The organism is Nesterenkonia populi (assembly GCF_007994735.1).
Taxonomy (GTDB): Bacteria; Actinomycetota; Actinomycetes; order Actinomycetales; family Micrococcaceae; genus Nesterenkonia; species Nesterenkonia populi.
On record NZ_VOIL01000001.1, the window covers coordinates 2009964 to 2022933 of the forward strand.

12 protein-coding genes and 1 tRNA gene are annotated in these 12970 nt (G+C 67.7%); 5 read left to right on the forward strand and 8 right to left on the reverse strand.

Annotated features, from left to right (window positions below):
* Positions 1 to 38: 38 nt before the first annotated feature.
* The 4 genes from mshC to FWJ47_RS09340 all read right to left on the reverse strand — a co-directional run bounded on the left by mshC (position 39) and on the right by FWJ47_RS09340 (position 3377).
* Entirely contained in the window at positions 39 to 1310 is a 1272-nt protein-coding gene (mshC, locus tag FWJ47_RS09325; RefSeq protein ID WP_147107286.1) for a cysteine--1-D-myo-inosityl 2-amino-2-deoxy-alpha-D-glucopyranoside ligase, read from the reverse strand.
* Positions 1311 to 1414: 104 nt separating this feature from the next.
* Entirely contained in the window at positions 1415 to 1687 is a 273-nt protein-coding gene (locus tag FWJ47_RS09330; protein WP_147107290.1) for a hypothetical protein, read from the reverse strand.
* Positions 1688 to 1761: 74 nt separating this feature from the next.
* Positions 1762 to 2007 (reverse strand): DUF5703 family protein, encoded by a 246-nt coding sequence (locus FWJ47_RS09335; protein WP_246126246.1) that lies wholly within the window; start codon positions 2005 to 2007, stop codon positions 1762 to 1764.
* Positions 2008 to 2057: 50 nt separating this feature from the next.
* Positions 2058 to 3377: a M20/M25/M40 family metallo-hydrolase gene (locus FWJ47_RS09340; RefSeq protein ID WP_147107293.1), complete on the reverse strand. Its 1320-nt coding sequence runs from the start codon at positions 3375 to 3377 to the stop codon at positions 2058 to 2060.
* Positions 3378 to 3479: 102 nt separating this feature from the next.
* On the opposite strand from FWJ47_RS09340, the gene FWJ47_RS09345 reads away from it, so the two are divergent.
* Positions 3480 to 4361 (forward strand): hypothetical protein, encoded by an 882-nt coding sequence (locus FWJ47_RS09345; RefSeq protein ID WP_147107298.1) that lies wholly within the window; start codon positions 3480 to 3482, stop codon positions 4359 to 4361.
* 246 nt (positions 4362 to 4607) lie between these two features.
* Here FWJ47_RS09345 and FWJ47_RS09350 read toward each other — a convergent pair.
* The 4 genes from FWJ47_RS09350 to FWJ47_RS09365 all read right to left on the reverse strand — a co-directional run bounded on the left by FWJ47_RS09350 (position 4608) and on the right by FWJ47_RS09365 (position 6924).
* Positions 4608 to 4694, reverse strand: a tRNA-Leu gene (locus FWJ47_RS09350).
* Positions 4695 to 4777: 83 nt separating this feature from the next.
* On the reverse strand, positions 4778 to 5035 hold the full coding sequence (locus FWJ47_RS09355; protein ID WP_147107300.1) for a type B 50S ribosomal protein L31: 258 nt from the start codon (positions 5033 to 5035) through the stop codon (positions 4778 to 4780).
* A gap of 210 nt (positions 5036 to 5245) precedes the next feature.
* A complete protein-coding gene (locus FWJ47_RS09360; RefSeq protein WP_147107302.1) occupies positions 5246 to 6139 on the reverse strand; it encodes a sulfite exporter TauE/SafE family protein in 894 nt (297 codons plus the stop codon).
* On the reverse strand, positions 6139 to 6924 hold the full coding sequence (locus tag FWJ47_RS09365; protein ID WP_147107305.1) for an ABC transporter ATP-binding protein: 786 nt from the start codon (positions 6922 to 6924) through the stop codon (positions 6139 to 6141). Before FWJ47_RS09365 ends, FWJ47_RS09360 begins: the two co-directional genes overlap by 1 nt.
* Between FWJ47_RS09365 and serB the strand changes: the two genes are divergently transcribed.
* The 4 genes from serB (at position 6923) to FWJ47_RS09385 (ending at position 12962) form a co-directional block, all read left to right on the forward strand.
* The gene (serB, locus tag FWJ47_RS09370) at positions 6923 to 7732 is read left to right on the forward strand and encodes a phosphoserine phosphatase SerB (RefSeq protein ID WP_147107309.1); all 810 of its coding nucleotides are present in this window, start codon (positions 6923 to 6925) and stop codon (positions 7730 to 7732) included. The genes FWJ47_RS09365 and serB overlap by 2 nt on opposite strands.
* A gap of 190 nt (positions 7733 to 7922) precedes the next feature.
* The gene (gene tkt / locus FWJ47_RS09375) at positions 7923 to 10049 is read left to right on the forward strand and encodes a transketolase (protein ID WP_147107311.1); all 2127 of its coding nucleotides are present in this window, start codon (positions 7923 to 7925) and stop codon (positions 10047 to 10049) included.
* A gap of 32 nt (positions 10050 to 10081) precedes the next feature.
* Entirely contained in the window at positions 10082 to 11200 is a 1119-nt protein-coding gene (gene tal, locus FWJ47_RS09380; RefSeq protein ID WP_147107314.1) for a transaldolase, read from the forward strand.
* A gap of 73 nt (positions 11201 to 11273) precedes the next feature.
* On the forward strand, positions 11274 to 12962 hold the full coding sequence (locus FWJ47_RS09385) for a glucose-6-phosphate isomerase (protein WP_147107316.1): 1689 nt from the start codon (positions 11274 to 11276) through the stop codon (positions 12960 to 12962).
* The last annotated feature ends 8 nt before the right edge of the window (positions 12963 to 12970 follow it).

The window sequence follows — 12970 nt, forward strand, 5'->3', positions numbered from 1 at the left end:
GCCGGCGCCGGCGGCACCGGCCTTCGCACCTGCGGCAGCTACACTCCCAGGTCCAGTCCGAGGAGGGCGTCGACGACATCACGGGCTTGGGTCCCAGAGGTTCCGCGGGCAAAGTGCCCGTCGGCCCAGAGGTCGAGGATGTCCAAGGCGGCGGGGGCGTTGAGATCACCGGCGAGGGCTGACATCAGCGAATACTGCAGCTCACTGGGCCGGCCGGCATCGCCCGCGTCCTCTGGAGCCTCGGCGAGGGCCTGCTTCCACCGGCCGAGCCGGGTCTCAGCGGCGGCGAGCTCGTCGGCGGTGAAGCTCCAGTCCGTGCGCCAGTGGTGGCTGAGCAGCAGCGCGCGGATGGCCTGCGGGTCGTTGCCTGCGGCGGTGAGCTGGGAGACCAGCACGAGGTTGCGCAGGGATTTGGACATCTTCTCCCCGTCGAGGCCGACCATCCCGGTGTGCACGTAGTGCTCAGCCAGCGGCGTCTCATCCGCGGCGGTGGCGTGGGCCGCGGAGAACTCGTGGTGGGGGAACCGCAGGTCGGAGCCGCCGCCCTGGACGGTGAAGGGTGCGGGCAGGTGCCTGCGGGCGATCACGGAGCATTCGATGTGCCAGCCCGGGCGGCCCTCCCCCAGGCTGCGGCCGTCCCAGTGGGGCTCGCCCCGGCGGCGGGCCCGCCAGAGCAGGGGGTCAAGAGGGTCGCGCTTTCCGGGCCGGTCAGGGTCTCCGCCGCGCTCCGGGAACAGCTCCTCCATAGCGGGCCGCTCGTAGCCGCCGATGCTGCCGAGCCGCCAGTCGGTGCGGTCCTCAGCGGCGGCGATGTCGAAGTAGTAGTCGGGGCCCTCGGCGTCCTCGGCGGGCACCTGGTAGGCGATGCCGAGCTCTGCGAGCTTCTCCACGTCTTCGACCACCCCGGGGATCATCTCGACCGCACCCATATAGGTGGTGGGAGGGATGACGCGCAGGGCCTCCATGTCGGAGCGGAAGAGCTCGGTCTGCGATTCGGCGAGCTCCCTCCAGTCCGTCCCGGTGGCCTCGGCGCGCTCCAGCAGGGGGTCGTCAATGTCGGTGACGTTCTGCACGTAGTTGACATCCAGCCCGCAGGCGCGCCAATACCGGACGAGCAGGTCGAACTGCACGTAGGTGTTGGCGTGGCCGAGGTGGGTGGCGTCGTAGGGGGTGATCCCGCAGACGTACAGGGAGGCGAGCCCTCGGGGGGATGTGACCGGGACGGTGGTGCCTGCCGGGGTGCTGTGAATCTCGAGCGTCTGCTCCAGCGGGGGCAGGGAGGGCACGGGCGGCGCGGGCCACGATCTCACGCGGGGTACGTCCTAACGGTCAGGCGACAGGTCCAGAGGGGGCAACTCGGTGAGGGGGCCGCGCATTCCGAACCGCTCAGTGCGGGGCGCGCTGCCGGGACTGCTCAGTCGTCGCTGAGCTCGTCGAGGTCCTCTTCCTCGTCCTCGTCGTCGAGGACGTCATCCACCTCGGACTCCTCGTCGTAGAGGTCGAGCGGGGTGACCTCCCCCGTGGCGGCGAAGAGCGCATCCTCGTAGGCCTCGAAGGCGTCCCCGATGGAGTAGAAGGCCTTCTCCACGGCAGGGTCCTCCTCGCCGCGTCGGTTGACGGCGGCGGAGAGGTGCTCCCCGAGCGCGTCGGTGAAGGCATTCAGGGCGATGCGGGGATCTGCGCTCATGCGGCCAACACTATCAACGCTTCAGCCGCCCCGGTAAGCCCCTTCTTCAGGGGTCGGTGCAGTCTTGATCCTGGTCAGATGGTGCGGCGGACTCGCATGAGACGGCGCCTCAGCCAGTATTTGCGGACCCCGCCGGTGTAGAGGGCGCTGCGTCGAAGCTCCCAGCGGCCGTACTCGGCGTGGTCGATGACCTGCCGCCGCACTTCGGCCAGGGATTGACGGGGCTGGCAGGTCAGGACCATGTACTCCCACCCGGTGCCGTTCTCGTTCTCCTGGGTGTACCGGCTCTCCACGGGCTGCGTCGCGGGCTGCTGCGGCATGGGCACTCCTTCACCTGTGACTGCGACGTCGTGCTTGGCAGCCCACACTACTACTGCTGGACCAGGAACCGATGAAGCGTGCGGACCCCGAATCTCAGGGAGTCCACGGGGACGCGTTCGTCGACGCCGTGGAACATTCCGGTGAAGTCCAGCTCGGCGGGCAGCTGCAGCGGGGCGAATCCGTAGCCGGCGATGCCGAGAGACGCCAGATGCTTGTTGTCGGTGCCTCCGCCGAGCATGTACGGCAGCACGACGGCCTCGGGGTCCTCCTCCTTCAGCACGGCGACCATCTGCTCCACCAGAGCCCCGGAGAACGGCAGCTCCAGGGAGCGCCCCTCATTGAGCAGGTCGAACCGGACCTTCTCCCCGGCGAGCTCCCGCAGCACGGCGGCGACCTTCTCGTCCTGCTCGGGCAGGGTGCGAACGTCCACCAGGGCGGTGGCCTCGCCCGGGACCACATTGTGCTTGTACCCGGCCTCCAGCAGTGTGGGGTTGGAGGTGTTCTGCAGGGTGGCTGCGACGAACTTGGCGGTGGAGCCGAGCACGTCCAGCAGCGGCTGGGGATCATCCTCTTCGAAGGGGATGCCTGTGATCTCAGAGAGCTGCTCGAACAGCGCCCGCGTGGTCTTGGTGTATTCGACGGGCCACTGGTGCCGGCCGATGGCGGCGACCGCCTCGGCGAGGGTGACCACGGGGTTGTCCTGCTGGACCGCTGAGCCGTGCCCGGCGGTGCCCTCGGCAGTCATCTTGGTCCAGTGCAGCCCCTTCTCCCCGGTCTGGATGAGGTAGGCGCGCTGCCCGGCGATGTCGGTGGAGAACCCCCCGACCTCACTGACGGCCTCAGTGGCACCTTTGAAGGCCTCAGGGTGGTTCTTGACCATCCATCCTGCCCCGTAGGTGCCGTTGTCCTCCTCGTCGGCGAAGAACGCGAAGATGAGGTCGCGCTGAGGGCGCTGGCCTTCGCGGTGCATGCGCAGCATGGAGGCGAGGATCATCGCGTCCATGTTCTTCATGTCGACGGCGCCGCGTCCCCAGATGAGACCGTCGCGGAGCTCCGCGGCGAAGGGGTCCACCTGCCAGTCCTCGGCCTGGGCAGGGACAACATCAAGGTGCCCGTGGGTGACGAGCGCACCGGCGTCGGGGTCGGTGCCCTGCATCCGGGCGACGACGTTGGCGCGATGGGGAGCGGATTCGTAGATGGTGGGCTCGAGGCCCGCCTGCCGCATGATGTTCGCGCAGTATTCGGCGGCGTCGCGCTCTCCGTTGGACCGGCCTTCGCCCCAGTTCTGGGTGTCGATGCGGATGAGGTCACGGCAGAAGTCGACGACGTCGTCCTCGGCCTGGGCAGCGGGGAGCACAGTTTCAGCCATGGGGTCCACCATAGATGGTGTGCCGGGCGGTCATGTCGTGACGGCCGCCTGATGCCTCCCGCGACAAGCGCCGGCTGGCCGATCCCTATGTAGGGTGAAGATATGCACTGCAACCCCTGGACGCCTGCACTCTCCGCGCTGGGCGTGGCGCTGCTGGTCTCAGCCTGCACGGCGGATCCCACCACATCGGAAGAGGAATCAGCTTCCGTCGATGGGGAAACACCACCCTCGGACGCGGCAACGAGCTCAAACGCCGAGGAACAGACAGAGGGCCAAGACGGGGCTGCGCAGGCCGACGACATCTACGCAGACCCCTTGCCGCCAGGACGCGAAGACCCGCCGATCTATGATTACCAGGCGGTGCCCACCCCTGAAGCTCCGTTCGATCATGCGCCGCTCGAGCAGGCGTTTGCGGACGCTCTCGAAGACGGGGCCACGTCCGATGACTCCGGACTCATCGAACTTGAGCAGCCTGTCAAAGAGCTGACTGTCAACGGTGAAACCTTCACAGTTGATGGCGTGATCGACCCTGGAAGCGCAGAGCCCTTGTACGAGGACCAACTCACACAGGACGGCGTGGGGCCGCTGGCGGAAGAGCTGACGGGGGTTCCGTGGCACGGTAGGCGACAGCACATTCTTGAAGGCAACGCCCCCGCCGTCAGTTGCGGCGAAGACACGGAGTCCCTCTGGGTCGCCTTCGACACTGACAAAGACCCCACATGCTTCGAGGAACCGGGTGGCGTCACTGACCCGTACTTTCGCGGGATCAGCGCTGTCTGCACTGCGGAGAGCTCCCCCAGCACCCGCACCCTCTATATGGGCTTTGGAGGCGAGCACTCATTTGCAGCCGAGTGGGGAGATCGAACTGGCTGGGACATGATGTATCAGGGGCCTGACGTGGAAGGTGATAACAGCTGCTATGCCTTCACTCTCCCAGTTAGAGGGGCAACCACGGAGACCAGTGGCTCTGCCCTCTCCGAGTGAATAGGGAGCGCTGTGCTCCGACGCATTTGGCTCTATTCAGCACGAGGTCAGGCATCCCGTTGGAACCGAGCCTTTGCCGCCCATAAGGGAGCAGGTGGGCCATGCTCCGCGAGCACCGAAGACCAGCAGGTGAGACCTCACGTGCCCGTGCGGAAAAGAGCAGGGCCCCTGTCCGCAGCAATTCGGACAGGGGCCCTGCTCTTTGTCTGGCCTTCTCAGGCCGTTTTCCGATCAGATCGGAACCTGTGCGCGGAGGGGGACTTGAACCCCCACCCTCATTATTAGAGGACTAGCACCTCAAGCTAGCGCGTCTACCTATTCCGCCACCCGCGCAGGTGGTGCGCTCCCGTTTTCAGAGCCAAGAAACTCTAGCACGAGAGCGCCTTCGACGGCGAATCATCGCCCTCGGAAGCTGCTTACTTCTTGCCGCCGAAGCCAGCGAAGCGCTTGTTGAACTTGTCCACACGGCCGGCGGAGTCCATGATCCGCTGCTTGCCCGTGTAGAACGGGTGAGAGGCCGCAGAAATCTCGACGTCGATCACCGGGTAGGTGTTGCCGTCCTCCCACTCCATGGTCTTCTGCGACGTGGCGGTGCTGCGGGTGAGCACCTTCTCGCCGGAGGAGAGGTCGTTGAAGATGACCGACTGGTACTGGGGGTGAATGTCCTTCTTCATGATGATGTCCTTTTCTTGTGCCGCTGGTCTTCGGCGATCCGAAGCTGCCAGAAGCTAGGAAGCAAAAGTCTTATGAGCCTCTCGGCCAACGATCAATCGTAGCGCAGACTGGCCCGCTCCCCCAATCGCCCAGGAGAGTGTGCGCCCAGCTGGGCCCCAACGCGCCCCTCTTCTACGAATGGGCACCCGACGCGGTGCACGCCGCGCTGCTCAGCTGAGGAGCAGGTCGTTGAGCATCACGCCGAGAGCCACCAGGCCGAGCAGGATGATCACGGTGCGCAGCACGATGGGGCTGAGACGCCGTCCCACCCAGGCGCCGATCAGACCGCCGAGGGTCGAGCCGACGGCGATCACCAGTACCACGCCCCAGAGGATCACCCGGTCGTCGGGATCGCGGATCAGATAGTCAACGATGATGTAGCTGACGGCGGCGGTGAGGTTCACGAAGGCCACCAGCAGGTTCTTCACCCCGTTGGCGTGCTGAATCGTTGCGGAGAGGAAGATGCCCAGCACCGCCATCAGCAGGATTCCCTGGGCGGCCACAAAGTAGCCGCCGTAGATGCCCGCGAGGAACACCAGCAGGATCAGCGGCCAGCTCACCGAGTCAGAGGCCTTCTGCGCAGCGACCTCCGGAGGGTCATCCGGCTGCGGAGTGTCCGGGTCCGGGTCCCCGGTGCGCTCAGCGGCCCGGCGCTTGACCCACTTGGACAGCCTCGGCTGCGCGATCACCATCGCCAGGGAGATCACGATCAGCACCGGCGCCACTCGGCCGAAGACCTCCTCCGGAAGCGTGATCAGCAGGGTTGCTCCGATCACGCCGCCCAGGAACGAGGCCGGGATCAGCCGTCCCAGCACCGACTTCACCTGGATGACCTCGCGCCGGTATCCCCAAGCACCCGTGAAGTTGCCGGCGATGAGGCCCATCGCGTTGGAAACGGTCGCCGACACCGGCGGCACGCCCATCGCCACCAGCACGGGGAAGGTCACCAGAGTTCCGGACCCCACCACGGTATTGATGGCCCCGGCCCAGACAGCGGCCAGCAGGATCAGGGCGAGGAAGCCTATCCCCAGACCGTGGACCTCAAAATCCAGCAGCGCCTCCATCAGCGCTTCATGAAGGCGCTGTAGCGGCCTTCTCGCTCAGTCAGCTCGAGCGGGATCTCGAAGGTGGCGCTGAGGTTGGCCGACGTGAGGGTCTGCCCGATCGGGCCGGAGGCTGCTGCTTCGCCGTCCCGCAGCAGGAGCACGTGCGTGAATCCGGGCGGGATCTCCTCAAGATGGTGGGTGACCAGCACCGTGGCCGGCGCGTCCTCCGAACGGACGAGCTCTGCGGTGCGAGCCACCAGGGACTCACGCCCGGCGAGGTCCAGCCCGGCGCCCGGCTCGTCCAGCAGCAGCAGCTCCGGGTCCGTCATCAGCGCCCGTGCGATCTGCACCCGCTTGCGCTCCCCCTCCGAGAGGGTGGAGAAGGGCCGGTCGAAGATGGTGCCCGCCCCCCAGGCGTTGAGCAGGTCGAAGGCTCGACGCTCATCGAGCCGATCGTACTCCTCGCGCCACCGCCCGGTGACCCCGTAGGCCGCAGTCACCACCGTGTTCAGCGCGGTCTCCTGGGGCGGGATCGTGTTCGCCACGGCGTTGGACGAGAGGCCGATCAGCGGGCGCAGCTCGAAGACATCGACCTGACCGAGCGTCTCATCGAGGATCTGCGCCGTGCCGGAGGTCGGGAACATACGGGCTGCTGCGATCTGAAGGAGGGTGGTCTTCCCCGCTCCGTTGGGGCCGAGGATCACCCAATGCTCGCCGGGGCGCACCTTCAGGTCGACGTCGTTCAGGAGCAGCTTTCGCCCACGGCGCACCGTCACGCCAGCGATATCAAGGACCGGACTCATGGACCCCACATTACCCAACGGGCGCGGCCCGCAGGTGGTGCTCGCCGCGCGTGCGGCGCACAGGCGCCGGGGCTGGATAGGCTGTCAGACGATGAGCACCTCCTCCCTCCCTCTCTCCACCGTCGACGGCGTCGAGCTGCGTGCCGGAATGGAGTCCCCGCCGCCGCCTCTGATGCTGATCATGGATGTGGACTCCACGCTGATCGACCAGGAGGTCATCGATCTGCTGGCCGTCCACGCCGGTCGCGAGGCCGAGGTCGCTGAGGTCACCGAGCGGGCGATGCGCGGGGAGCTGGACTTCTCCGCCTCCCTGCACGCTCGGCTCCAGGCCCTGGCAGGGCTTCCCGAAGGTGCGCTGGCGGAGGTGCTGGACCAGGTGACGCCCACTCGCGGGGCCGAGCAGCTCATCAGCGCCTTCCGCTGCCGGGGGTGGCCGGTCTACGCCGTCTCCGGCGGATTCACGCAGATCCTCTCCCCTCTGGCGCAGCAGATGGGGCTGACTGACTTCCGCGCCAATGAGCTGGAGATCGCCGACGGCGTCCTGACCGGCCGCGTGAACGGACCGGTGGTGGACCGCGCGGCCAAGGCGAGGCATCTGCAGCGCTGGGCGGCCGAGCAGGACATCCCACTGGCCTCAGTGGTGGCGGTGGGCGACGGCGCCAACGATCTCGAGATGGTTCAGGCCGCCGGGGTCGGAGTCGCCTTCTGCGCCAAACCTGCTCTGGCGCAGGCCGCCGATCTCGTCGTCACCCGGCGCGATCTTTCTCTGCTGGCGGATGCGCTGGGCCTCACGGTCGCTGACAGCTGAGGTGAGCGGCCGGCAATCCGGCTCTCATAGGAGACGGCTAGGCTCTGCAACGGATAGGCTGGACCGAGGAATTCGGCGTCACAATGAGGTGACGCGCATCTGACCAGAACATTTGTCAGAAGGCTGAGCTGGGTTTTTCCAGACAGCCTGAGAACACCATCGACGCACCACCCTTTGGAGGACACCCGCTGTGACCGAATCCGCAGTCAGCAACTCTGCAGTCTTCACCGACCTGGACAAACGCGCCGTGGACTCCATCCGAGTCCTGGCCGCGGATGCGGTGGAGAAGGTCGGCTCCGGCCACCCGGGCACCGCGATGTCCCTGGCCCCCGCGGCCTACCTCCTGTTCCAGAAGGTCATGCGGCATGACCCCTCAGACCCTTCGTGGGCCGGCCGCGACCGCTTCATCCTCTCCCCCGGACACACCTCCCTGACCCTCTACCTGCAGCTGTTCCTCTCCGGCTACGGCCTGGAGATGGAGGACCTCAAGGCGCTGCGCACCTGGGACTCCCTGACCCCCGGCCACCCGGAGTACGGCCACACCGACGGCGTGGAGATCACCACCGGCCCCCTCGGACAGGGCCTGGCCTCCTCGGTGGGCTTCGCCTACGGACAGCGCCGCCTGCGCGGCATGCTTGACCCTGAGGCTCCCGAGGGCGAGTCCCCCTTCGACCACAGCGTGTGGGTCATCGCCTCCGACGGCGACCTGCAGGAGGGCGTCACCTCGGAGACATCCTCCCTGGCCGGCCACCAGAGGCTGGGCAACCTCAACGTGATCTGGGACGACAACAAGATCTCCATCGAGGATGACACCAACATCGCCTTCACCGAGGACGTCGCGGCCCGCTACACGGCGTACGGCTGGCACGTCCAGCGGGTCGACTGGCTGCAGACCGGCGACTACCAGGAGGACATCGAGGAGCTGGCCCGCGCTGTCGACGCCGCCAAGGCTGAGACCTCCAAGCCCTCTCTGATCTGCCTGCGCACCGTGATCGGCTGGCCCGCCCCGAACAAGCAGAACACCGGCGGCGCCCACGGTGCCGCCCTGGGCGCCGATGAGGTCGCCGCGACCAAGGAGCTCCTCGGCGCCGACCCTGAGAAGCACTTCCACATTGACGAGGAGGTGCTCGCCCACGCCCGTGAGGTGACTGCCCGCGGCAAGGAGGCCCGCACCGAGTGGGAGAAGTCCTACCTGGCATGGCGCGAGGCCAACCCCAAGAGCGCCGAGCTCTACGACCGCCTGGCGGCCGGCAGGCTGCCCAAGGGCTGGGAGGACGCGCTGCCGGAGTTCCCCGCCGGCGAAGCTGTGGCGACCCGCGCAGCCTCCGGCAAGGTCATCAACGCCGTCGCACCGGTGCTGCCCGAGCTGTGGGGCGGCTCCGCCGACCTCGCCGGCTCCAACAACACGCTGATCAGCGGCGAGGAGTCCTTCGCGCCCTCGGATTGGTCCACCGGCAAGTTCGCCGCCAGCGACTACGGCCGCAACCTGCACTTCGGAGTGCGCGAGCATGCCGCTGCCGCCATCACCAACGGCGTGCAGCTCTCCGTGCCGCTGCGGACCTACAGCGGCACTTTCCTGATCTTCTCCGACTACCAGCGTCCGGCCGTCCGTCTGGCGGCGCTGATGGGTGTGGGCTCCATCTTCGTGTGGACCCACGACTCCATCGGCCTCGGCGAGGACGGCCCCACCCACCAGCCGGTGGAGCACCTTGCCTCCCTGCGCGCCATCCCCGGGCTGGACGTCGTCCGCCCCGCGGACGCCAACGAGGTGGCCGTCGCCTGGCGCGAGGTCCTCAAGCGCAAGGACCGGCCCGCCGGCCTGGCCCTGACCCGCCAAGGCGTGCCGACCTATGAGCGCGGTGCCGGTGAGGCCACCGCAGCGGAGTTCGGCTCTGTGGAAGGCGCCGCTCGGGGCGCCTACGTGCTCGCCGAGGCCGTCAAGGACGGTCAGGCCGTCACCCCCGACGTCGTGCTGATCGGAACCGGCTCGGAGGTCTCCCTGGCTGTGGAGGCCCGCGAAGCCCTCGCCGAGAAGGGCATCGCCGCCCGCGTGGTCTCCGCGCCCTGCCTGGAATGGCTGGAGGAGCAGGACCCCGAGTACCGCGAATCAGTGATCCCCTCGGGCGTAAGGGCCCGCGTGGCGGTGGAAGCCGCTTCCCCCATGTCCTGGCACCGCTACATCGGCGATGCCGGCCGCACCGTCACCCTGGACCACTTCGGCGCCTCCGCCGACTACAAGACCCTCTACAAGGAGTTCGGCATCACCGCCGAGGCTGTCGCCCAGGCCGCCGAAGAGTCCATCCACGCAGCCGCCTGAGCTGACCGGGCGGAACGAAAGGAACCAAGACCATGAGCAACAAGAACACCCAGGCTCTCTCCGACGTCGGAGTCTCCATCTGGCTGGACGACCTCTCTCGCGAGCGGCTCAACGACGAATCCCTGGCCAAACTCATCGAGGAGAAGAACGTCGTCGGGGTCACCACCAACCCGACCATCTTCGAGACGGCCCTCTCCAAGGGCGACGCCTACGAGGACCAGCTCAAGGAGCTCGTGGCCAAGGGCGCTGACGCCGAACAGGCCGTCTTCGAGATCACCACCGCCGATGTGCGGGAGGCCTGCGACGTCTTCTCCGGCGTCTACGCCGCCAACGACGGCGTCGACGGCCGGGTCTCCATCGAGGTGGACCCCCGCCTGGCCCGCGACGCCGAGGGCACCATCGCAGAGGCCAAGCGGCTCTACGATGCGGTGGGACGCGAGAACGTGATGATCAAGATCCCTGCCACCGTGGAGGGCATCGAAGCCATCGCTGCGACCCTGGCGGCCGGCATCAGCGTCAACGTGACCCTGGTCTTCTCCCTGGAGCGCTACCGGGCCGTGATCAACGCGTTCATGCTCGGCCTCGAGAAGGCCCACGCCGACGGTCTCGACATCTCCAAGATCCACTCCGTGGCAAGCTTCTTCGTCTCCCGCGTGGACGCTGAGGTGGACAAGCGCCTGGAGCTCGCCGCGGAGGAGGGCAAGCCGGACACCGCCAAGCTGAAGTCCAAGGCCGCCATCGCCAACGCCCGCCTGGCGCATCAGATCGCCAGCGAGTCCTTCACCTCCGAGCGCTGGCTGCTGCTGGCCGAACGCGGCGGACGCCCCCAGCGGCTGCTGCTGGCCTCCACCGGCACCAAGGATCCCAGCCTCTCGGACACTCTCTACGTCACCGAACTGGCCGCCGCCGGCGTGGTCAACACCATGCCCGAAAAGACCCTGGACGCCCTGGCCGACCACGGCGAGGTAGACGGCGACACCATGTCTGACACCTACGTGGAGTCCAACCGTGTGCTCGACGGCGTGTCGGCTGCCGGGATCAGCTACCGCGAAGTCGTCGACCACCTTGAGACCGACGGCCTCGCCAAGTTCGACAAGTCCTGGGCGGGCCTCCTCAGCACCATCACCGAAGGCCTGAGGCGCAACTCCTAGAGAAGCGCCCGGCCCGCAGCACCCCTACGCACCGCGTCGTCCTCGTTCCTCAACGGAAAGGTTCACCCGCGCTATGAGCTCCCTGTCCCTGTCACTGCTCGGAGCCGCCCGGGAGGCGGCCGACTCCCAGGTCCCCGGTCTGGTTGACCACGAGTTCGCCTCGCGCCTCGGAGCGAAGGACCACACCCTATGGGGCGCAGCTGCCGAGGACGAGGCGTCCCAGCGCCTCGGCTGGGTCTCGCTGTTCGAGGATTCCCGCGCCCTGGTCCCGAAGATCACCGCCCTGCGCGATGAGCTGAAGGCCGAGGGCGTGGACCGTGTCGTGCTCGCCGGGATGGGGGGCTCGTCCCTGGCCCCGGAGGTCATCTGTGCCGCTGAGGGCGTCAAGCTGACTGTGCTGGACTCCACAGACCCTCAGCAGGTCTCCGGCGCCCTGACCGACCTGCAGCGAACAGTGCTGGTGGTCTCGTCCAAGTCCGGCTCCACCGTGGAGACCGACTCACAGCGCCGCATCGTGCAGAACGCCTTCGCCGAGGCCGGCATCGACGCACTCTCACGCACCGTCGTGGTGACCGACCCCGGCTCCCCCATGCATGAGCAGTCCACCGCTGCTGGCGTGCGTGCCGTGTTCGAGGCCGACCCGAAGGTCGGCGGCCGCTACTCCGCGCTCACCGCCTTCGGGCTGGTGCCCGCCGGACTCGCCGGCGCTGACATCGAGGGCCTGCTGGAGGACGCGGAGGACGCCGGCGAGATGCTCTTCTCCGATGACTCCTCCAACCCCGGGCTGCAGCTGGGCGCTGCCATCGGCGGCACCTCCCCGCTGCGGAACAAGCTGGTGATCGTGGACGCCGGCTCTCCCCTGGTGGGCCTGGGCGCCTGGATCGAGCAGCTGATCGCTGAGTCCACCGGCAAGGAGGGCACTGGGGTCCTGCCGGTCATCGTCGCCGACGGTGAGCCGGAGCTCTCCCGGGACGCCGACGACATCCTGGTCACCGAGATCATCGATGCCGACGCGGAGGAGGGCGCCTCCGTGGACGGCGACGCCGCGGACACCGTCGTCTCCCCGCACGTGGTCCGCACCGGCGGCAGCCTGGGCTCCCAGTTCCTGCTCTGGGAGGTCGCCACAGCAGTGGCCGGCTCGCTGCTGAGCATCAACCCCTTCGACCAGCCTGACGTCGAATCCGCCAAGAACGCCGCCCGCGGCCTGCTCGACGGCGGTGCGCCCGAGCAGGCTGAGCCGGCCGTGGACGGCGCAGTGCAGATCCGCTCCGCCGGGGACGAGTCCCTGCTGGCCAGCGGGCAGGCTGCCCTGTCCGAAGCGCTCAGCGCCCTGCTGGAGCGGGTCCCCGAATCCGGCTACATCGCCGTGATGGCCTACCTGGACCGGACCTCCGAGGGACGCCTCGAGGAGATTCGGCCCCAGCTTGCCGCGATCTCCGGCCGTCCTGTGACCTTCGGGTGGGGGCCCCGGTTCCTGCACTCCACCGGCCAGTTCCACAAGGGCGGCCCGCACATCGGCGTGTTCCTGCAGATCACCGCCGACGCCGAGGCCGACGTGGAGGTTCCAGAGCGTCCCTTCACGCTCAGCCAGCTGATCTCCGCGCAGGCCGAGGGCGACGCCCAGGTGCTCGCAGGCCACGGCATGCCGGTGGTGCAGCTGAACCTCACCGATCGTGAAAAGGGAATAGATCAGATTCTTGAAACTGTCCAGAGAGCGAGCAGGGTCCCGGGGAATCCGCAGGATTCTCTGGGGAGCGAGTGAACGTGACC